The organism is Vibrio sp. QJM3NY_27 (assembly GCF_057785955.1).
Genome location: NZ_CM173511.1, coordinates 2,335,874 through 2,358,398, shown reverse-complemented (window position 1 = coordinate 2,358,398; position 22,525 = coordinate 2,335,874). Strand labels below are relative to the sequence as shown.

General features: G+C 44.5%; 15 protein-coding genes and 1 riboswitch. Of the genes, 9 read left to right on the top strand and 6 right to left on the bottom strand.

Going from position 1 to position 22,525, the window contains the following annotated elements; translation table 11 throughout:
* Window positions 1-154 precede the first annotated feature (154 nt).
* The 3 genes from glgC to AC3CIA_RS10445 all read left to right on the top strand — a co-directional run bounded on the left by glgC (window position 155) and on the right by AC3CIA_RS10445 (window position 3,899).
* A complete protein-coding gene (glgC, locus tag AC3CIA_RS10455) occupies window positions 155-1,372 on the top strand; it encodes a glucose-1-phosphate adenylyltransferase (protein ID WP_017078163.1) in 1,218 nt (405 codons plus the stop codon).
* Window positions 1,362-2,816 (top strand): glycogen synthase GlgA, encoded by a 1,455-nt coding sequence (glgA, locus tag AC3CIA_RS10450; protein ID WP_488518091.1) that lies wholly within the window; start codon window positions 1,362-1,364, stop codon window positions 2,814-2,816. The genes glgC and glgA overlap by 11 nt, the downstream gene beginning before the upstream one ends.
* Window positions 2,817-3,101: 285 nt before the next feature.
* On the top strand, window positions 3,102-3,899 hold the full coding sequence (locus AC3CIA_RS10445) for an alpha/beta fold hydrolase (protein ID WP_004736445.1): 798 nt from the start codon (window positions 3,102-3,104) through the stop codon (window positions 3,897-3,899).
* Between the two features lie 139 nt (window positions 3,900-4,038).
* On the opposite strand, the gene AC3CIA_RS10440 is transcribed toward AC3CIA_RS10445, so the two are convergent.
* From AC3CIA_RS10440 to torD, 5 genes are all read right to left on the bottom strand, one after another.
* Window positions 4,039-4,356 (bottom strand): putative signal transducing protein, encoded by a 318-nt coding sequence (locus AC3CIA_RS10440; RefSeq protein WP_017078165.1) that lies wholly within the window; start codon window positions 4,354-4,356, stop codon window positions 4,039-4,041.
* Between the two features lie 70 nt (window positions 4,357-4,426).
* Window positions 4,427-5,107, bottom strand: coding sequence for a TVP38/TMEM64 family protein (locus AC3CIA_RS10435; protein ID WP_249631871.1), 681 nt, complete (start codon window positions 5,105-5,107; stop codon window positions 4,427-4,429).
* 135 nt (window positions 5,108-5,242) lie between these two features.
* On the bottom strand, window positions 5,243-5,833 hold the full coding sequence (locus AC3CIA_RS10430) for a TfoX/Sxy family DNA transformation protein (protein ID WP_004736448.1): 591 nt from the start codon (window positions 5,831-5,833) through the stop codon (window positions 5,243-5,245).
* A gap of 127 nt (window positions 5,834-5,960) precedes the next feature.
* A riboswitch (cyclic di-GMP riboswitch) is annotated at window positions 5,961-6,046 on the bottom strand.
* Window positions 6,047-6,216: 170 nt separating this feature from the next.
* Window positions 6,217-7,221: an HTH-type transcriptional repressor PurR gene (purR, locus tag AC3CIA_RS10425; protein ID WP_065204902.1), complete on the bottom strand. Its 1,005-nt coding sequence runs from the start codon at window positions 7,219-7,221 to the stop codon at window positions 6,217-6,219.
* Window positions 7,222-7,537: 316 nt separating this feature from the next.
* Window positions 7,538-8,185 (bottom strand): molecular chaperone TorD, encoded by a 648-nt coding sequence (torD, locus tag AC3CIA_RS10420; protein ID WP_488518090.1) that lies wholly within the window; start codon window positions 8,183-8,185, stop codon window positions 7,538-7,540.
* A 284-nt stretch (window positions 8,186-8,469) separates the two neighbouring features.
* On the opposite strand from torD, the gene torR reads away from it, so the two are divergent.
* Window positions 8,470-9,183, top strand: coding sequence for a two-component system response regulator TorR (gene torR / locus AC3CIA_RS10415; protein ID WP_054547289.1), 714 nt, complete (start codon window positions 8,470-8,472; stop codon window positions 9,181-9,183).
* Between the two features lie 226 nt (window positions 9,184-9,409).
* Here the strand turns inward: torR and elyC are convergent, their stop codons facing one another.
* Entirely contained in the window at window positions 9,410-10,264 is an 855-nt protein-coding gene (elyC, locus tag AC3CIA_RS10410; protein ID WP_479279437.1) for an envelope biogenesis factor ElyC, read from the bottom strand.
* Between the two features lie 115 nt (window positions 10,265-10,379).
* On the opposite strand from elyC, the gene cmoM reads away from it, so the two are divergent.
* The 5 genes from cmoM to fdhF all read left to right on the top strand — a co-directional run bounded on the left by cmoM (window position 10,380) and on the right by fdhF (window position 22,435).
* Entirely contained in the window at window positions 10,380-11,165 is a 786-nt protein-coding gene (gene cmoM, locus AC3CIA_RS10405; RefSeq protein ID WP_017085860.1) for a tRNA uridine 5-oxyacetic acid(34) methyltransferase CmoM, read from the top strand.
* Between the two features lie 125 nt (window positions 11,166-11,290).
* Entirely contained in the window at window positions 11,291-12,628 is a 1,338-nt protein-coding gene (gene mukF, locus AC3CIA_RS10400; RefSeq protein WP_171327784.1) for a chromosome partition protein MukF, read from the top strand.
* Complete coding sequence (gene mukE / locus AC3CIA_RS10395) at window positions 12,609-13,415, top strand: chromosome partition protein MukE (protein ID WP_114633773.1); 807 nt, start codon at window positions 12,609-12,611, stop codon at window positions 13,413-13,415. Before mukF ends, mukE begins: the two co-directional genes overlap by 20 nt.
* Window positions 13,412-17,872 (top strand): chromosome partition protein MukB, encoded by a 4,461-nt coding sequence (gene mukB / locus AC3CIA_RS10390; protein ID WP_488518089.1) that lies wholly within the window; start codon window positions 13,412-13,414, stop codon window positions 17,870-17,872. Before mukE ends, mukB begins: the two co-directional genes overlap by 4 nt.
* 333 nt (window positions 17,873-18,205) lie before the next feature.
* Window positions 18,206-22,435: a formate dehydrogenase subunit alpha gene (gene fdhF, locus AC3CIA_RS10385; RefSeq protein WP_488518088.1), complete on the top strand. Its 4,230-nt coding sequence runs from the start codon at window positions 18,206-18,208 to the stop codon at window positions 22,433-22,435.
* The last annotated feature ends 90 nt before the right edge of the window (window positions 22,436-22,525 follow it).

Below are 22,525 nucleotides of genomic sequence, written 5' to 3'. Positions count from 1 at the left end.
TAGTGCACGCATAACAACGTTTGGCTTAGGATATTGTCACTGTATGTGAATGAATATTCGTTAAGTACCGAAATAAGTGTTAGTGCTCATCCCCCAGAGGAAGACACCTCTACGAGTACTGACATCGACAAGCTATAGATATATGGAGAATAAAATGGCTGGTGTATTGGGAATGATTCTTGCTGGTGGTGAAGGCTCTCGCTTAAGACCTTTGACTGAATCTCGCAGCAAACCCTCGGTTCCTTTCGGTGGTAGTTACCGCTTAATTGATTTCGCTTTGAACAACTTCGTTAATGCTGATCTTATGAAGATCTACGTATTAACACAATTTAAGTCACAATCTCTGTTCCACCACATGAAAAAAGGTTGGAATATCAGTGGCATCACAGATCGTTTTATCGACCCAATTCCTGCGCAAATGCGTAAAGGAAAGCGTTGGTATGAAGGCACAGCAGATGCTATCTACCAAAATATGGGCTTTATGGAGCTGGAAGAACCTGATCAAGTCTGTATTTTTGGTTCTGACCATATCTATAAAATGGACATCAAACAAATGCTTGATTTCCATAAAGAAAAGAAAGCAGCGTTAACCGTTTCTGCACTGCGTATGCCGCTTGCTGAAGCATCAGAATTCGGTGTTATCGAGGTGGATGCTGAAGGCCGTATGATTGGCTTTGAAGAGAAGCCTGCAAATCCGAAGTCGATTCCAGGAGACCCAGAGTCTGCGCTCGTTTCAATGGGCAACTACGTGTTTGAAGCGAAAGAACTTTTTGCTGAACTAACGGAAGATGCAGATAAACCTGAATCTTCACATGACTTCGGGAAAGACATTATTCCAAACATGTTCCCACGCGGTGATGTGTTTGTTTATGATTTCAGCACCAACCGTATTACTGGTGAGAAAGAAGAAGTTTACTGGCGCGATGTAGGTACGATTGATGCGTACTGGCAAGCACATATGGACCTTCTTAAGAAAGATGCACCATTCTCGCTATACAACCGTAAATGGCCTCTACACACTTACTATCCGCCACTACCACCAGCGACGTTTACTGACTCGGCTAATGGTCGAATTCAGATCATTGATAGTCTTGTGTGTAGCGGTAGTTACGTACGTGGTTCGCGTATTGAAAAGAGTGTTTTAGGCTTCCGCAGCAATATCGCATCAGCGTGTGATATTAGTGAGAGTATTTTATTAGGTGATGTGAAGGTGGGCGAGGGTTGTATACTTCGTCGCGTTATCATTGATAAAGATGCAGACATCGCACCAGGCACTCAAATTGGTGTAAACCTGACAGAAGACAAAAAGCATTACCACGTATCTGACGATGGTGTAGTTGTTATTTCTAAAGGAGCGCGAGTTGGTTACTAAAACTCTCTCGGTACTTTTTGTAGCGTCTGAAGTTGAAGGCTTGATTAAAAGTGGTGGCTTGGCTGATGTAGCCAAGGCACTGCCGAAAGCGTTACAAACACTCGAACAGGACGTTCGAGTGACTATTCCCGCGTATAGAAACATTCCAAACATTGATGCAGCCGAAGTCATTTTATCGACCGAGCTCGATCATTGGCCTCATACCGCTTACCAAGTCAAAAAACTGAGTGTAGAAGGTGTTCAAGTTTTTGGTATCGAATGTGCCAAATATTTCGACCGTCCAGAAATGTACGCAGAAAATAATCAAGCTTACGCAGATAACGGAGAGCGTTTCTCGTTCTTCAGTGCAGCTTGCCTTGATATGCTTCCTAAGCTTGGCTTCCAACCTGATATCATTCATGCAAATGACTGGCATACAGGCTTTGTTCCTTTTTTGCTTAAATCACGTTATCAACAACATGATTTCTTTGAAAATACGCGCAGTGTTATCTCAATTCACAACGCAGTTTTCAAAGGTGTGTTCGCATACGATGAACTGCAATTTCTACCAGAAATGCATAGCTACAATGTGCCTGAAGCTTCAGTGAGTGACACGCATGTCACAATGCTGAGAGCCGGCGTGATGTGTGCTGATAAGGTGAACGCAGTAAGTCCAACGTATGCCGAGGAGTTGAAAACGGAATTAGGCAGTCACGGTATGGCAGTAGAATTCCAGTACAGATCCGCGGATCTTTTTGGCATTTTGAATGGTTGTGATTACGGAGCTTGGAACCCGGAAACGGACGCTTTCCTCCCTCGTAAATTCAAAGCGACAAAGCACAGCATGGTTCGTGGGAAGTCAGCTTGTAAGCAAAAACTGCAACAAGATGTTGGCCTCCCCGTCACCGATTGTGCGGTTTATGGCATGGTTTGTCGTTTGACTAATCAGAAAGGTGTTCATTACTTACTGCCTATCATCGAACAGTTTTTGAAAAACGATCTTCAGATCGTGATTGTCGGTACTGGTGATCCAGTTTTAGCGAGTCAGCTGAAAGAGCTGTCGGCACTTCACTCAGATAAGTTCTCGTTTGTAGAAGCGTATAATAATGAGCTTGCGCACTTAGTTGAAGCGGGTTCTGATTTCTTCTTGATGCCTTCGGAGTTCGAACCTTGTGGCTTAAACCAAATCTACAGCATGGCTTACGGTACGTTACCGATTGTTCGCTCTGTGGGCGGTTTAAAAGACAGTGTGAATGATTACGATCAGGATCCCGAGATAGCGACCGGCTTTGCTTTTGAAGAGCCAACACCGCAAGCGTTACTGGCAGTATTGCATCGTTCATTACTACTTTATGCACAAAACCCCGCTGAAATTAAGCGTGTTCAACTTTACGCGATGCAACAAGATTTTAGTTGGGAAGATGCGGCAAAAGAATACCTTACGATGTACCATTCTGCATTTTAACGTGCTGAATTAGCTGTAAAATAAGCTGATGTATAACAACTGAACTTAATAGTAGAAGGCGCTCTGATAGTAGAGTGCCTTTTTGTTTTCTGGTCAGATCACATCACGTTTAGGAAGACAAAACTTGCAAACTCATTTTAGTCAGGTAGAAAAGGTGGGGTAGGTATTCACATGACTAATGTTAGGTTTGACACTATTATCACTTAAATTTCTTGATTGCGTGATATCCTTAGCCATCGCCTTGTGATGAGGCAGAGCTCCATTCCAATAATTAAAGCGATAGGTATGTCTGAGAGTTTACTATTTCATAAAACATTTACTCACCCTACGAGCGATGAGTGGGTTGTATTTGTGCATGGCGCAGGAGGCAGTTCCTCCATTTGGTTTAAGCAGATCAAAGCGTATAAACAGCACTTCAACTTGCTTCTCATTGATTTGAGAGGGCATGGTAAATCAGACAACATCCTCAAAGAGCTGATTTCGAATCGTTATACGTTCAAAGCGGTAACGCTCGATATTCTTAAGGTGTTAGACCATCTGAAAATCCGTTCTGCACACTTTGTAGGCATGTCTTTGGGCACGATTATTGTCCGTAATGTCGCAGAGCTAGCGGCTGGCCGAGTACGTTCAATGGTGCTAGGTGGTGCCGTGACCAAACTCAACACTCGCTCTCAAGTCTTAATCAAGTTGGGTAACTTGAGTAAGCACATCATTCCTTATATGTGGTTATACAGCCTTTTTGCTTACGTTGTGATGCCACAAAAAAGCCAAAAAGAATCACGTCACCTGTTTATCCGCGAAGCCAAAAAGCTGTGCCAAAAAGAGTTTAAACGCTGGTTTATCCTTACGGCTGATGTGAACCCATTGATGAAGTACTTCAAAGACCGAGAATTGCCGATTCCAACTTTGTATTTGATGGGCGAGCGCGACTACATGTTCATCAAGCCAGTAAAAGAAATGGTAGAAGCGCATAAGTCGAGTGAGTTGGTAGAAATTGCCAATTGTGGGCATGTGTGTAACGTAGAAAACCCTGAAGAATTCAATCAACGATCTATCGCTTTTATACAAAAGCAAATTCAGTGATTCTTTAGCAGAACAGATGCTCGAATAGAATTGAAACAAAAACGGGAAGCTAATTTTAGCTTCCCGTTTTTATTTGGAGGAGGTATCTGACCGAGTTGTTATATAAGGCCGTTGGAGCCACTTTACCTTTCAAAATCTGCTATTCAGGTGAAGCAGCACCGCACTGCCAACAAGAACCGAATTGTGCTTCGTTGACTTCATGACATTCTCCGCAACGCCACTCTTCATAAATGATCGAATCTTGCTGTTTCTGGTAGTCATTAACAACTGCCCGGGCTTTGCTCGCCAATTCTGGCTCATATAACCATACGTAAGGGTCAGTTTCTTCGGTAAATGGAATTTCCCCTTTCAAACCGAATAACCCTTCACCACGAACTTCACACGCAATATTCACACTTTCTAGCAATCCACAGATGATGTGGGCTTCTGTCGGATTCGATGCACTGAAGATTTTCATTGAGATAGAACCTTATCTGGCTATATGCGTTATTTAGCTATTATAAGTATACGTTATTCAGTGATAGACGTTATTCAGCCACAGGTGCTGAGCGAAATTTATTCATCAACCATTTTGCAATGATTGGGAATACACCCAGTAAGGCAAATGACAAAAGTACTGAAGGGGACACGATACCCGAAAGTGAATCAATTTCCGCGAGTTGAGTACCAGCATTCAAGAAAACAGCGGTACCCGGTAACATCCCTATTTGACTCGTAATGTAGTAACGACTCACGGACATCGGTGTTAGACCCATCAACAGATTGATAAGAAAAAATGGGAATACAGGAATCAGACGCAGAGAAAACAAGTAAAATGCTCCGTCTTTTTCAACGCCCTTGTTAATCGTTGCTAATTTGTCACCAAATTTGGTTTGGATCCAGTCACGTAAAAGGTAGCGGCTACTTAGAAATGCGAGGGTTGCACCAATGGCACTGGCGAAAGAGACCAGCAGCAAACTATTCCAGAAACCAAATAGCGCAGCCCCTAACAGGGTCACAACAGCAGCACCAGGAATTGAGAAAGCAGTAATCATTAAATACGCGACAAAATAGATAGCAGCGGCAGCAATGAAGTTGCTATCAATGTAGTCAGTTAAAACGGCTTGTTGGGCCTTGGCATTTTCAAGCGTTAGGTATTGGCCGAAATTGACGCCTAACAAGACGATGGTTACGACCAACACAATACCCAATATCATTTTCTTACTCATTGATACTTCCTCTAAATTTTCAATGTATACCATTAGTATAGATAGACAGGCAAAGCATAGATTAACTTTCAGCAGATATAAAAAAAGCCGCAGTAAATGCGGCTTAGTTATGTATATAGTTTTTCACTTACAATGTTAATTGACGCGATTGATAAGCTCTTCACGACGCTGCTGCGGTATAACAGACCAATGTGTGCCATTGATCGCGCCTTCTAGCGCCCAAAGTAGTTCAATACTGACAGAAGACGCATGTGATTCTTTGATGGCGTTAAATGCGTTTACAGAGCCAGATTCATATAAACGTTCTACGGAATCGATCCCTGCTTTTTTCAACATACGCTCAGTGGCGAGTCGAAGGTTGGGCAGATCTTTGAGTCGAGTAGGCTTAGCTGAAGATTGCTCAGCTTTTTCTTCTTTAGCAAAACCCAGAGACGTCGTTGCAAGCTGCAAGATTTTCTCTTGGTCTTGCCACAGGCCTTCGGGTAAAGCGAAATATTTAGTAACGACAGGGAAACCACGTTTTTTGTAGACGTACGGTTGAAACCCTTGTTGTTCGAACTGTTTCGTTGTGCATTTGTCTGCTCGTATGTGCAGCTGGTCATTTACAACCAGAGCAAACATAGTGTCATCAGCAAAAAGACCGAAGCCACCAAACATCGAGCGTGATTTTATTTTTCCTAGGGATTCAAATAATTTCATTGAATCCTTTAGTATCGGTTTATCCATGTTATTTATCTCGGTGTATTTGAACTACGCCACCAAATAAGCAGGTCCGAGAGATTAGCAAAATGTTGCAATTAAATTGTCAATTAGCCGTAAATTACTAAATTATTAGTAGTTACTGCATTTTGCCATCGGTAACCCCGCTACCATACCAACGAGTGGTTTAGGCCGGAAGCTTTGCGTCTCACTCTTTCAAGTGATTTGCCCTGTGCGTGACTGATTGAATAGAATAAAGTTTTTGTTGAATGAGGCTCACACTTGTTATTTCAAAATGTGATATTGCTTCAATTAATGATCTTTCCAGTATGATACCAGGTTCATTCATGTTGTTGATAAAAAAAGCGCACCTAAAGGTGCGCTTGATTAAACTAAACTGAATTTATCAATTAATTTAACGTTTTAACTGTGCTTCGCTCAACAATTTCAGGGTGCATTTCGAACACACGCTTTTCATGGTCTTTATCTTTAATGCGTTCTAACAAAATTTCGAAAGCGTTCTTACCAACACGACGTTTGGGTTGGTGAACCGTTGTTAACGGCGGAGAGAAGTATTCAGCCAACTCGATGTTGTCATAGCCGATCACTGAAATATCTTCAGGGATACGAATTCCTTTCTCTTGCAATCTGCTCATTAGGCCGAGTGCCATGGTGTCGTTAAAACAGAATACGGCCGTTGGGCGATCTACCATCTTAATGATTTTCTCTGCAGCAAGAACCGCAGTATCACACTCGAAGTTACCTTCAATGATCATGTTATCATCGGTAGCAATCTTAGCTTCGTTGAGTGCGCGTTTGTAACCCGCGATGCGTTCAACACATGCCGCTTTGTCTAAGTGGCCACTTAAACAAGCAATCTTGGAGTGACCGTGCTCAATGAGGTATTTGGTCGCTAGGTAACCACCTTCCTCAGAGTTGTCGATGATCTTATCTGCTTGAGAACTCTCAGGGCCCCAATCCATAATCACTTTAGGAATGTCAGCGTGACGGTCTAACATGCCTCTTAGCTCTTCAGTTAGGTCAGAACACATAACTAAGATGCCATCTACACGTTTCTCTGCAAGCATTCGAATGTAGTCACGTTGCTTCTCATAGATACCGCCCGTATTACACAGAATCAAAGTGTAACCTTGACGGTAGCAGTAGCTTTCAACACCATCGATAACTTCAGAGAAGAATAGGTTAGTTGATTGAGTAACTAGCATGCCGATAGTGCGGGTTGTATTGCACTTCAAACTACGAGCAACGGCACTTGGTGCATAGTTCAGTTCGTCTACGGCTTTATTTACTTTTTCTTGCGTCGCTTCTGCAACAAAGCGAGTTTTGTTGATTACGTGAGAAACGGTTGTTGTTGATACGCCTGCTAAGCGAGCGACATCTTTTATAGTGGCCATGGTTTTATCCTATTAGAAGCTACTTTCCCAAAGTACGGAATGAAGTAGCCGTTAAGCTACCTAACTAAGAGCTTAAATTTGTAGGGCTCTTTGGGTACTAAAGTGCTAAAAAACAAAAAACCGCTATTGAGCGGCTTGTCTTAACACCGAAATGCTCAAAACTATAATAAGCATAGCATTTCGTGAATGTTTCATATTTTATCGTTTGCGGTCACAATTTTAGACTGACTAGAAATTACTCGCAATAAAATTCACCCGGAAATCCGGGTGAATTGTCACATTCTTCTGAATTTATTTAACGAGTCATCCAATAAGCTTATTCACCAGCGAGGTATTGGGTGTCCAATGTACAGAATGCAAGTAGCAGAGATGAGACTGATGCGTAGAAACCGAATTCGTCAACGTCATGACATTTAACGTTGAACTTTGGTACCCAAGTAAGAAGTTGTTGCTCTATAAATTGCTGTTGAACAATGAACGATTTTTCTAGCTCTTCTTCAAGTTCCGTTTCATTAGAACGGATGATCAAGTTGCCAAGGAAGTCGAGTGCGATAGCGATGTGGTCAGCTGGTTCTTTTAGGTCTTGGTTCACCACTAAGTTGTGCTTGGCCATGATCTCTTCCATATCTTTTGCTGGCTTATCATTCAAAAGGCCAGTCTCACCGATATACATAGAAGCGTAAGGAAGTGCGCCATGCTTATCTGTTTTTAAGAATAAGTCACAGAAGTCAGCAGACAATTCTAGTTGAGCATCCTCACGCGTTTGTAGGCGGTTTAGCGCATCCACTAGGCTATCGATCGCCGGCTTTAGTGTTTCATTTTCGCCTAAACCAGTTAGGAAAGAACGAATTTCAACAGAGTGGTAGTGATCGAGTTCTTCTTGAGTGAGCTCTTTAGCGAATAAGCTTGATAGCAACCAGTATATTTCTGCTCTTTGCTCGTTGAACGCTTTCGTATCTTTCATTTCTTAGATCCTGATTTAGTCTTGTGGTGTTACTTATATGCATCTTGAAATTACTTGTGCAAAGCACACCAAGGCTGAATAACAAGGTTATTTGCGAAACGCAAAGTTACTCGTTAGTAGTAATGCCTATATTGAATTGCGATGGACGATAAATAGCAAGGTTTAAGATTGTCTTGTATCAAAAAAGATCCATGTTTCTGGCTTTTATCTTGTGTACCACTAGAATTGTTACGAGTTATGAATAGAATAGTCACTGAAACTATTAAATAAGAAAAGTGGTGTAGATGAGCTATCACGTATTAGTCGTAGAAGATGATGTGGTAACCCGCAGTAAACTGGTCGGATACTTCCAGAACGAAGGTTACACAGTAAGCGAAGCAGAAAGCGGCGCTCAAATGAGAAACGTGTTAGAAGATAATAACGTTGACCTCATTATGCTGGACATCAACTTACCAGGCGAAGATGGATTGATGCTAACTCGCGAATTACGCAGTCAATCAGACATTGGAATTATTTTAGTTACTGGACGCACGGATAGCATCGACAAAATCGTTGGCCTTGAAATGGGCGCTGACGATTACGTTACTAAACCCTTCGAACTTCGCGAGTTATTGGTTCGAGTTAAAAACCTACTTTGGCGCATTTCTGCCGCTCGTAAAACAGCAGCAGGTAAGGTTGAAGAGACTGAAGACGAATCTGTGGTTCGTTTTGGTGAGTGGACGTTTGATATCCCTCGTCGTGCGCTAAGCAAAAACGGCGAACCGGTAAAACTGACTAAAGCTGAATATGAACTGTTGGTTGCGCTCTCTTCTTATCCTAACCAGGTATTAAGTCGTGAACGCATTCTGAATATGATCAGTCACCGAGTGGATGCTCCAAACGATCGAACTATCGATGTGTTAATCCGTCGTATGCGTGCGAAGATGGAGTTTGACCCTAAGAATCCACAAATTTTTGTAACGGTTCACGGTGAAGGTTACATGTTCGCTGGTGATTGATTTCCTGCGAGAGTGATTAATCAACAACGATATTTAAACGTAAAAAGCCGAGACATCATTGATGTCTCGGCTTTTTTATTGCTTAGCTTTTACTGTTTACGAACTGGAAACCTGCAAATTACTTGGTTAATCAGTCTTGCCTATCTGGCCGAATCTAAAGATAAGACTATGTCTACAGGTAAGATTATGTCTACTGATAAGATCCAGTTTACTTATTCGGTTGAGTTTATTGAGGCTGCGCCGCAGAAATACCACCGTCATCTTCAACTAAGCGAGATGTTTCAGGAACAACAATGGGTTCTTCAACGGTGTCATTACTTGTATCAAGCCAATCACGCAGGCTTTGCCACATCAACCCCATTGTTTCGTGCCAGTAACGCTCAGTTTGCTCAAGGTAAAGAGCTTTGGGCATGTACTTATTCCAAGGTTCAACAATCCCTTCTTGTGCAAGGTAGTTGGTTGGTGCTGGTAATGGCCTCATGCCGGCAGCATGGAATTCATTCAATGCGCGAGTCATATGGCTAGCGGAAGTTACCAGTACCATTCTTTTATTTTTAACGAACGCAGCGGCTTGGCGGGCTTCTTCCCAAGTGTCTTTTGCTGTTTCAAGCAGAATGATATCGGGCTTTGAGACACCTAGTGCCAACGCAACTTTGGCCATCATTCTAGCATTGCTCACTTCAGTGCCTGCACCATAGCCAGACAAAATGAGTTTTGCACCAGGGTAAAGGCGTAGAATACGAATCCCTTCACTTAAACGCATTAGACCGGTGCGACTAAGCTCTGATGTTGGTGGGATTTGGTCGTCTACGACGTGACCACTTCCGAGAACCATCACGTAATCGACGGTTTCATCGACAGGTAAAAAAGCGGTGTGTTGCCTTTCCATTGGCATTAAAAGTTGACTAGAAACTGGCTGGAAAGCGATTAGGAAAATACCACATAGGGCTGAAAGGGTGATTAGGCAACCCGTCTTCCTTTTGGTAGTAAACATCACTAGGGCTAAACCCAGAAAAGCGAGAATTAACATTGCTGGCAGTGGCATCAGTAACGAAGACACTACTTTTTTCAGCTCAAACATATCCGAATAGTCCGAAAAAACATCACTTAGTAGTAAAAAGAGACATCGCCTCTTTATTCCTGAAATTCCTGTGACAGAATAGCAGGCACGATAGGACATAATAACTCAAGTAGCCGTGACTGAAGACCGTAATTTCGACGATATTGCCCACAAATTTGCAAAAAATATTTACGGCTCTGACAAAGGAGAGATCCGTCAGATCATCGTATGGGAAGATTTAGAACAAGCTTTGAGCAAATTTGAGCAATCAGCTTCGCCGCTGCATGTGCTTGATGCTGGAGGCGGCCTTGCGCAGATGTCGCAAAAAATTGCGTCGCTTGGGCATAACGTTTCTCTTTGTGACCTCTCTTCTGAAATGCTGAAGCTAGCAGAAGAAAGTATCAGTGAAGCGGGTTTGCTAGAGCAGTATCGGTTTATTCATTCTCCGGTCCAAAAAGTAGCAGAGCACCTTGAAGGCCAAGTTGATTTTGTGATGTTTCATGCCGTAATGGAATGGCTCGCAGATCCTAAAGAGGCGCTTGATTTATTACTGGAACAAGTAAAACCCGGTGGTGTTGCCTCGATAATGTTTTACAACCACCACGGATTAGTCCTGAAAAATGTGATTTGTGGCAACATTCCTCATGTATTGAATGGGATGCCACATCGAAAACGGTTTAAGCTGCAACCACAAAAAGGCTTGAAGCCAGAAGAGGTTTATCAATGGATAGAAGACGCCGGTCTAGAAATCTGTGGTAAATCAGGCATTCGTTCCTTCAGTGACTACATAGGTAATATGGAGTACATGGGCGATTACCAATTTGAAGATGTATTGGAACTAGAAAAACAGCTATGTCGCCAAGAGCCATATCTGTCGCTAGGCCGTTATATTCACGTTTGGGCTCAAAAACCTGCGCAATAACAGCGGTGAATGTGGTAAAAGAAGCCACAACATGCGCTATGCAATCGTAATAAGCCCGCGTCATAAAGAAATAGGCGTCATATCTAATACGTTCCATATGACGAAGAACAGTAACAGGAACCACAATGAGTGAAATGACTCAAACTGCCGAAGAGCAGCCAATTGATGAGTTGGTGGGCTGGGTCAAGCAGCATGATTTTTCATTAAACTTGCCACCAGAGCGCTTAGCATTTTTGATTGCTATCGCAGTACTAAGCAATGAAAGGTTCGATGAAGAGTTGGGCGAAGGTGAACTGCACGATGCATTTACCATTGTCACTCGACTGTTTGAAGATACTGGCGAAGCGTCTGCGTTTCGTGCCAACAATGCCATCAATGAGCTAGTTAAACAGAAGTTGATCAGCCGCTTTACCAGTGAAATCACCGATGGTGCGAGCATCTACCGCTTATCACCGTTGGCCGTTGGTATCTCTGATTATTACTTACGTCACCGTCAGTTCTCTAAATTAAAACTGTCGATTCAGCTTTCTATGGTTGCCGATGAGATGGCAAAAGCCATTGAAGCTGCGCAGAAGGGCGGAACTCCGGGGCATTGGAAAAAGAACGTTTACGGCGTGCTCAAATATTCAGTTGGTGAAATTTTCGATCAGATTGATCTTAACCAACGTGTTATGGATGAGCAGCAACAAACCGTTAAGCAGCAAATTGCCGACCTTTTAAATAAGGACTGGCGAGAAGCGATTAATAACTGTGAAGCTTTGCTATCAGAAACTTCTGCAACGCTAAAAGAATTGCAAGATACCTTGCAAGCGGCGGGTGATGAACTGCAAACACAGATCCTCGATATTCAAGAAATTGTTTACGGTGACGATGAACTCGAGTTCGTTGGCGAAACCCTGTTCGGTTTGCAAATGAAGCTTGACCGAATCACCAGTTGGGGTCAGCAAGCAATCGACTTGTGGATCGGCTACGACCGCCACGTTCACAAATTTATCCGTACCGCTATCGATATGGATAAAAACCGTGCCTTTAGCCAGCGGTTGCGTCAGTCAGTCACAGACTACTTTGATGCGCCTTGGTTATTGACCTACGCCGATGCTGAGAAGCTGACCGATCTTCGTGATGAAGCGCTAGTGCTTCGTGATGATGAAGTGATGGGACAATCGCCAATCGACGTTGAGTACGAAGAATTTGAGCAAGTGAATGATCTGCTTTCAGAACGAATTGCAGAGATGTTAAAAGCTCACAAACAGCAAGGCGCGCCAATTGACCTTGGCCTTGTGCTACGCGATTACCTCGCAGCACACCCTCGCACACACCATTTTGATTTAGCCAGAATTGTTGTCGACCAAGCCGTGCGCTTAGGTTACTCAGAGTCTGACTATCAGGCTATTCAGCCGGATTGGCAGGCAATCAATGATTTTGGTGCAAAGGTACAAGCAAATGTCATTAACAAGTACTGATGATTACATGCCAGAGAAACTGGTAAAAGCGATAGCGAACCCGTTGTTCCCTGCGCTAGATAGCATGCTGCGTTCAGGTAAGCATGTTTCAACCGAAGACCTAGACAACCACGCGTTGCTTTCTGATTTTGAAGTGGAACTTCAGCATTTTTACCAACGCTACAATACGGAACTGGTAAAAGCGCCGGAGGGTTTCTTCTACCTGCGTCCGCGTTCTACGTCTCTGATTGGCCGTAGTGTGTTGTCTGAGCTAGACATGCTGGTTGGTAAGGTGTTGTGTTTCTTATACCTAAGCCCAGAACGCCTTGCTCATGAAGGTATCTTCACCAATCAAGAACTGTTTGATGAATTGATGTCGTTAGCGGATGAGAAAAAGCTCATGAAGCTAGCAACGAACCGCGCATCTGGTTCTGACTTAGACAAAGAAAAGCTCTTTGAAAAAGTACGTACTTCTTTGCGTCGTTTACGCCGTATCGGCATGCTGATTGCGATTGGTGAAACCGGCAAGTTCCGTATCAGCGAAGCGGTATTCCGCTTTGGCGCTGACGTTCGTGTTGGCGACGATATGAAAGAAGCGCAATTACGTCTTATCCGTGATGGTGAAGCTGTGGTTCATACCCAAGAACCTAACCAAGGCAGCTTGTTGAATGAAGAACAAGCAGAAGCGGTATCAGAACTAGAAGCAGATGTAGACGAAAACGGTCAACAAGACATTTTTAACGATCAAGCTGACTTTGACTTAGAGTCGAACGATGGCGAACAAACAAAAGTAGAAGGTGAAGCATGATTGAAAGAGGCAAGTATCAATCATTAACCATGATCAATTGGAACGGCTTCTTTGCTCGCACTTTTGATATTGATGGATTGGTTACAACGCTTTCTGGCGGTAACGGTGCAGGTAAGTCGACCACAATGGCGGCATTCATCACAGCATTAATCCCTGACCAAAGCCTTCTGCATTTCCGTAACACAACGGAAGCGGGCAGTTCACAGTCATCTCGTGATAAAGGCCTTTACGGTAAGCTTCAGCCGGGCGCATGTTATGCGGCGCTAGATGTGGTGAACTCTCGTAACCAACGCCTATTGTTTGCAGTAAAACTGCAGCAAGTAGCGGGTCGTGATAAGAAAGTAGACATCAAACCGTTCGTAATCCAAGGCCTTCCAAGCCATGTAAAACCAACGGATGTGTTGATTCAGAACGTTTCAGACAGCCATGCTCGCGTATGTCAGTTAAACGACGTAAAAGCGGCGGTTGCACAATACGAAGGCGCGCACTTTAAAGCGTTTTCTTCGATTGTTGATTACCACTCACAGATGTTTGAATACGGTGTAGTACCGAAGAAATTGCGTAACAGCAGCGACCGTTCTAAGTTCTACCGCTTAATTGAAGCATCACTTTACGGTGGTATTTCTAGTGCGATTACGCGTTCTCTGCGTGATTACCTTCTACCGCAAAATGGTGGCGTGAAGAAAGCATTCCAAGACATGGAATCAGCACTACGCGAAAACCGCATGACGCTAGAAGCGATCAAAACGACTCAGTCGGATCGTGACTTGTTCAAGCACTTGATCACGGAATCTACGAACTACGTGGCAGCAGATTACATGCGCCATGCCAACGATCGTCGCAACAAGTTAGATCAAACCATGAAGTTCCGTGGTGAACTGTTTGGTTCTCGCGAAACCTTGCTTAATCAAAACAACTTGTTGAACCGCGTTCAAGAAGAGCTTGAGCTGTTGGTCGATCAAGAATCGGCACTAGAGCAAGATTATCAAGCGGCTTCGGATCATCTTCAATTGGTTCAAACTGCACTGCGTCAGCAAGAGAAAATTGCTCGCTACAGCGAAGATTTAGAAGAGCTTAATGAGCGTCTCGAAGAGCAGATTATGGTAGTTGAAGAAGCTCAAGAACGAGTACTTCTTGCTGAAGAACAGGCAACCATTACTGAAGAAGAAGTGGATAGCCTGAAAACTCAGCTTGCTGACTACCAACAAGCGTTGGATGTTCAGCAGACTCGTGCGCTTCAATACCAGCAAGCGGTTCAAGCCTTAGAGAAAACTAAGCAGTTACTTGGTGATGAATCTATTACTGCAGAAAGCGCATTAACTCTGGTTTCTGAGCTAAAAGCACAAGAAGAATCAAGCACTCAAACGTTACTGTCGACTAAGCATAAACTAGACATGTCTTCTGCTGCGTCTGCACAGTTCGACAAAGCGCTCGCTCTTGTTAAAAGCATCGTTGGTGAAGTTGAGCGTAAAGAAGCGTCTAACAGTGCTAAGCAAGCTTTAGAAAAAGGCCGTAACGCAAAACACGTTGTTGAAAACGAACAACAGTGGCGTGCTCAGCACCGTGACATGGCTCGTGATGTGGCGCAGCAGCGTCAAGCAAAAGAGCTTGCGACTGAATATCAAAAGCAACACAACATCTCACTGACTGACGAAGCGGTTTTCGATGAAGAACGTGAACGCCATGCAATGCAGATCGAGTCTCTTGAGTACGCACAAGAAGAGCTGCGTGAAGCGAAGAGTGAGCAACGTCGTGTGCAACAAAACCACGACCAAGAGATTCAAAAACTTGAGTCTATTGCTCCAGCGTGGATCACGGCGAACGACGCACTTGAAGCCCTAAGAGATCAAACAGACGCTGAGCTAGAAGATAGCCAAGCAGTAATGACTCACATGCAGCAAGTGCTTGAAGACGAGAAATCTCAAGCGGTAGCGAAAGATCAATTGGCGACGCGCCGAGCTGAACTTGAGCAAGAGATTGAACGCTTAGCTTCTCCGGGTGGCTCTAACGATCCTCGTTTGAAAGGTTTAGCGGATACGCTTGGTGGCGTTCTGCTTTCTGAAATATATGACGACATTACCATTGGTGATGCACCGTATTTCAGTGCGATGTACGGTCCTGCTCGTCATGCGATTGTGGTCTCTGATCTTGATGGTATTAAAGAGAAGCTGGTGGATCTTGATGATTGTCCAGATGACCTTTACATCCTTGAAGGCGATGTTGATGCGTTTGATGACAGCTCATTCAATGCTGATGAGTTAGAGGGCGCGGTGTGTGTTCAGCTGAACGATCGCCAAATGCGTTACTCTCGTTTCCCTGAGATCCCTCTGTTTGGCCGTGCGGCTCGTGAACAACGATTAGAGAAATTGCGTGAAGAGCGTGATGTTGTTGTGGAAAACCACGCGAAAGCGGCGTTTGATGCACAAAAGCTGAATCGCCTATACCAAGCATTCAATAGCTTTGTTGCTAAGCACCTACACGTTGCATTTAACGCTGACCCTGAACAGGCACTAGTGTCTATTCGTGACAAGCGTAACCATATTGTACGCTCTTTGGCTGAATTAAATTCTAAAGAGCAACAGCAACGTAGTCAGCTACAACAGAGTAAACAAGCGTTGGGTGCGCTAGACAAATTAGCACCAATGGTTCGTATTTTAGAAGACGAAACATTGGCTGAACGCCTAGCTGAATTAGAAGCGCAACTAGAGCGCTTGAGCGAAGCTAAGTCGTACTTGAACAACCATGGCAAGGCACTGGCGTCTTTAGAGCAGATCGTTTCTGCACTAGACGCAGACCCTGAACAGTTCGAGACACTAGAAGCACAATACCAACAAGCTGACCAAGCTCTACAAAGCCTGAAAGGTAAAGTGTTTGCTCTGTCTGACTTGATTGAACGTCGTCACTACTTTGCCTATGCGGATTCTGTTGATCTTCTAAACAAGAGCAGCGAACTGAGCGAGCAATTAAAAGCGAAATTGGTTCAAGCAGAACAAGCTCGAACTAAAGGTCGTGATGGCTTCAAGCAAGCTCGCGAACAGATGAACCAATACAACCAAGTATTGGCAGCACTGAAGAGCTCACATCAAGCGAAGCAAGAAACGGTTCAAGAGTTCAAGCAAGAGCTACAAGAGTTCGGTGTCAATGCTGATGAAGGCGCTGAAGAGCGTGCTGTACGTCGTCGTGATGAGCTTCAAGAGCGTTTGCACACATCTCGCAGCCGTAAGAGCGAATACGAGCGTACGATTACATCAACTGAACTTGAGATGAAAGCACTGGCCAAGCGTCTTAAGAAAGTTCAGAAAGAGTACACAGAGCTTCGTACCTTCGTAGTTGCAGCAAAAGCAGGCTGGTGTTCAGTACTTCGTTTAGCTCGTGAGAATGACGTTGAACGTCGTTTACACAAGCGTGAACTGGCTTACCTAACGGCGGGCGAACTTCGCTCAATGTCAGACAAGTCATTGGGTGCGCTACGTCTGGCTGTCGCTGACAATGACGACCTACGCGATTCGCTGCGTCTCTCTGAAGACAACGCGCATCCAGAACGTAAGGTTTTGTTCTACATTGCGGTTTACCAACACCTTCGCGAGCGTATTCGCCAGGATATTATTCGTACGGATGATCCGGTTGAAGCTATCGAAGAGATGGAAGTTGAGCTAGCTCGACTAACAGAAGAATTGACGCAGCGTGAAAATCGCCTGGCAATCAGCTCTGAGTCCGTAGCAAGTATCATCAAGAAAACGATTCAGCGCGAGCAGAACCGTATTCGAATGCTGAACCAAGGTTTGTCTAACATTTACTTTGGTCAGGTTAAAGGCGTACGTTTGAACGTTAAGATCCGTGAAAGCCACGAGATCTTGCTATCAGGGCTAGCGACTCAACAAGAGCAACACAAAGACTTGTTTGAATCAACGCGCTTTACCTTCTCAGAAGCGATGGCGAAGTTGTTCCAACGAGTGAATCCGCATATCGATATGGGTCAACGTTCTCCGCAAGTTCTGGGTGAAGAGCTACTGGATTACCGTAACTACCTAGAGCTAAGTGTTGAAGTTAACCGTGGTTCAGACGGTTGGTTACAAGCGGAATCGGGCGCACTGTCTACGGGTGAGGCGATCGGTACGGGTCAGTCAATTCTATTGATGGTTATTCAGAGCTGGGAAGAGGAATCTCGTCGACTTCGCAGTAAAGACATCGTTCCATGTCGTTTGTTGTTCCTTGATGAAGCAGCACGTCTGGATTCTAAGTCGATCTCTACGCTGTTTGAACTGTGTGACCGCTTGGGTATGCAACTTCTGATTGCAGCACCTGAAAACATTAGCCCAGAGAAAGGTACAACCTACAAACTGGTTCGTAAGGTCTTCAAAGACCACGAACACGTTCACGTAGTTGGCTTGCGTGGTTTTGCTCAAAACAAACCAGCATCTCCAGTTCAAGAGCTTATCGAAGAAACTGAGCAATAACTTTGATAGCCGAGTTATAACCTTGATAGCGCACCTATAAGCTCGAAAGTGACTCAATGATATTTGTTCAAAGCCCCTAATCATTAGGGGCTTTTTTGTACCTTGAATCTAATTTCTACAACTGAACACCTTCCGCCTAATCCTCTCGTCGATACTGATAAGACCACTCATACCTTATGGTTATTATCAATGGAACTTGTTTGAGGTCACACGCACAAAACCACAAATAATGTATGGTAATGACATAGGTTTAATAATATTAATAATATTGTATTACTTAAATTTTAATTGTTGATAACTCGCGTGTGCGAAAGGTAAAGGTAGGACTTAGGTATGATTCAAATCGTTATTGATGGGAAATATCGAATCGTCGAGCAAGGACAAACCGTTCTTGAAGCGGCAAAAACATGTGGTTTAGAGATCCCATCTTTATGTGGTTTGAACAAAACAGCGGATAAAGTACCGTGTGATTTGTGTGTTGTTGAAGTTGATGGCGTTGGTGTCACTCGTTCTTGTGAGCTTGAAGTGTCTAATGGGCTGAATATTACCACCCGGTCAAAGCAGTTAACGATTCATCGGCAAGACGCGTTGAACCGCATCATGACCGATCATTACGCCGATTGTGAAGCGCCATGCCAAACAGCGTGTCCTGCTGGGGTCGATATCCAATCTTACCTGCATCATATTGCGAGAAATGATCACATCAAAGCGATAGAGGTGATCAAAAAGACACTACCAATGCCGCTTTCGATTGGTCGAGTATGTCCTGCTTTCTGTGAAACGGAATGTCGTCGCAACTTGGTCGATGAATCCATCGCGATTCGCCAACTCAAACGACACGCTGCCGACGCAGATTTAGCCGCTCAAGAGAGCTACATACCAACTAAGAAGCCAAACAAAGGCAAGCACGTAGCAATCGTCGGTAGTGGCCCCGGTGGTCTTACTGCGGGTTATTATCTATCTAACGAAGGCTATGATGTCAGTGTTTATGAGTCGATGCCCAAAGCGGGGGGTTGGCTGCGTTACGGTATCCCTGAATATCGTTTACCTAAGTCGATTCTAGATAAAGAAATCGAACTGATGTGTCGTAATGGGATGTCGGTAGAGTGTGATAAAAAGCTCGGTGTTGATTTTACACTGTCTGATTTGAGTAACGATTTTGATGCGGTTTGTTTAGCCGTTGGCGCATCGAAAGCGGTTGAAATGAATTATCCGGGCAGCGAGCTTGGCGGTTGTTACCTAGGCGTCGATTACCTGAAAGATTACGTGACCGATCAGCAGTATGTAACTGGTAAAAAGGTTGCAGTGATCGGTGGTGGTAATACCGCGATTGACTGTGCTCGAACTGCTGTTCGTGATGGCGCTGATACCACGCTGATCTACCGTCGTACTCGAGATGAGATGCCTGCAGAAGATTACGAAATCGAAGAAGCTGAGCATGAAGGCGTGAAATTCCACTTCTTAACCAACCCGGCAGAAAACATAGCCGATGAAAATGGTCATGTATCAGAAATACGATTAGAGCGTATGGCTTTGGGACCAGCAGATGCCTCTGGTCGTCGTAGCCCTAAACCAACTGGCGAGTTCTTTGTTGAAGCGTTTGATACGGTCATCGCTGCCGTGTCGCAAAAGCCGGATCTGAGCTTTATGGATAACGAAGCTATTGATATCCCGCTTACGCGTTGGAATACCGCTGATGCCGATCCGCAAACCATGCATACAGGTACCGGCAATATCTTTAGTATCGGTGATTTCCGACGCGGCCCTGCAACCGCAGTGGAAGCGGTGGGGGATGGGCGCATTGCTGCACAGGCGATTGATCGGTTCTTTCATGGCGACATGGATAACATTCCGGCCAAACCGTTTAATTCAAGAAAGCACAAGCAGCTCAAAGCAGTGGATCCTGAGCAATACAAATCCATACAGCGTATGGCGCGTAAGATCATGCCAGAGCTAACACCCGAGCAGCGTGAACAAAGCTTCGACGAAGTAGAAACAGGATTTGATAATGCCGATGCAATTGCGGAAGCAGCAAGATGCCTAGAATGTGGCTGCCAAGCCAATACCGATTGCGACCTACGAGACTACTCGACCGAATACAAAGCAACGCAAACACATCCAGAGTACAAAATCGATGTGGCTTCGAATGAGAACTGGCAGGCGATACGCGCAGAAGAAGCGAAGGTCGGTTTAACAAGACAAAAATTTGCAGTTGATGACAGTTCAGAATTTATTATCTTTGATGCCAACCGCTGTATCAGTTGCGGCCAGTGTATCCAAGCGTGTCGCGAACAGAATGTTCATGGCGTTTTAAGCTTCATGAATCAATCTGATGGCAAGCCTGCATCAAGACCTGAATGTCGTCCTAATTTTGGGGCAGACAAGACCTTAATGGGTGACTCAAACTGCGTTCAATGTGGATCTTGTATTCAGGCGTGTCCAACCGGTGCAATGGTGGATGCTCGTGATAGAAAGCAGGGAGACACAGACCTACTCAAGAAAGTCGATACCATCTGCACCTATTGTGGTGTGGGCTGTAAGCTAACCATGCATATCGATGAGCAGAAAAACAAAATCCGTTATATCGAAGGCGGTGACTCTCCGGTTAATGAAGGCATGTTGTGTGTTAAGGGGCGATTCGGCTTCGATTTTGTGGGCAGTGATGCGCGTTTAACCACACCATTAATTCGTAAAGATGGCTGGTTGCAACCTGCAAGTTGGGAAGAAGCGATTAAGCTCATTGCTGATAAATTTACCGCGATTAAACAGGGCTTTGGTAGCAATGCTTTGGCGGGCTTCTCATCGGCGAAAACCACCAATGAAGACAACTATGCCTTCCAAAAATTCATACGCCGTGAATTAGGCACTAATAACGTCGATCACTGTGCACGTCTTTGTCATGCTTCTACTGTTACCGGTTTAGAGGCTTCGCTGGGTAGCGGGGCGATGACCAATGATATTCCAAGTATCAAGCATTCAGATGTGATCTTTATTATCGGTTCAGATACTACTTCAGCACACCCAATTATTGGCTCGCACATCAAGCAAGCGGTGAGGCATGGTGGCGCACGATTGATCGTTGCTGATCCAAAACGAATCGATATTGCTGACCATGCTGAGCTTTACTTAGCGCACCGACCGGGCACCGATGTGATGCTGATTAATGGTGTGATGCAGCAGATCATCAAACACGGTTGGTACGATCAAGATTATATTGATGATCGTGTTGACGGCTTTGATACCTTATTGCAGGAAGTCATGTCACCAAGCTACTCACTTGATAAAGTTGAATTAGTGACTGGCGTGAAAGCGGAAGATATCTTCGCGATGGCTCGTTTGATTGGTACTGCAGAACGCACCGCAGTGTATTATTCGATGGGTATTACGCAACACACTACTGGTCACGACAACGTACGTTCAATCGCTAATCTACAACTCTTGTGTGGCAACATTGGTATCGAAGGCGGTGGTATAAACCCATTACGTGGTCAATCCAATGTTCAGGGCGCGTGTGATATGGGGGCATTGCCGAACAACCTTCCAGGTTATCAGAAAGTGTATAACCCGATAGTTCGTCAAAAATTCGCGATGGAGTGGGGAGTTTCTGACTTACCAGCGGAAGCGGGGTTAACGCTCACCGAAATTATTGATGGAGCGTGCCATCGAGATGTTCGCGGTCTGTATGTCATGGGTGAGAACCCAGTGTTGAGTGACCCAAATCAAGCGCATGTGATTGAAGGCCTTGAAGCGTTAGATTTCCTAGTGGTTCAAGATATTTTCTTAACCGAAACCGCTCAGTATGCCGATGTGGTTCTGCCGTCTTGTTCGTTTGCTGAAAAGTCTGGCCACTTCACTAATACAGAGCGCCGAGTCCAACGTATTAATCCTGCTGTTAATCCGCCCGGTGACGCGAAAGAAGATTGGGTGATTATTCAAATGCTAGCCAATGCAATGGACGGCGGTTGGGACTATAAAACCGTTGCTGATATCACCAATGAGATAGCACGTGTAACGCCGCAGTATGGTGGTTTACGTTGGGAGAATATTACGGTGAACGGCGTCCAATGGCCAAGTAATAAGAATAACCCTGACGGTACACGCATCATGCACCAGACTCAATTCACTCGCGGGCGTGGTCAAATGGAAGCGATTCCGTTTAGATACGCAGCAGAACTTCCTGATGCGGAATACCCGCTAGTATTAACGACAGGTCGCATCCTAGAACAGTTCCACACCGGGACCATGACACGTAAAACCAAAGGGCTTGATAACTTGGCAGGACCACGTGCGATGGTGAGTGTTCATGATGCCGAAGCGTTAGGGATCTCGAATGGCCAGATGCTCAAAGTATCAACCCGTCGTGGAGAAATTGAAATCGCGGCATTTGTCACTAAGCGAATGCAAAAGGGGGTGGTATTTATTCCATTCCATTTTGTCGAATCTCCAGTTAACCGCTTAACTACGACTGCAACCGATCCGCACGCTAAGATCCCAGAGTTTAAGGTGGCGGCAGTCCGCATTGACCCAATTCGTGAGCCTGAAGCCGAAACAACAGAAGCTTAGTTCCGAGCGTTAAGCTAATTAACGATAGGCATTAAAAAGCCGCGTAACTCTCAGAGTTATGCGGCTTTATTTATTGAGCTAGATTCGGTG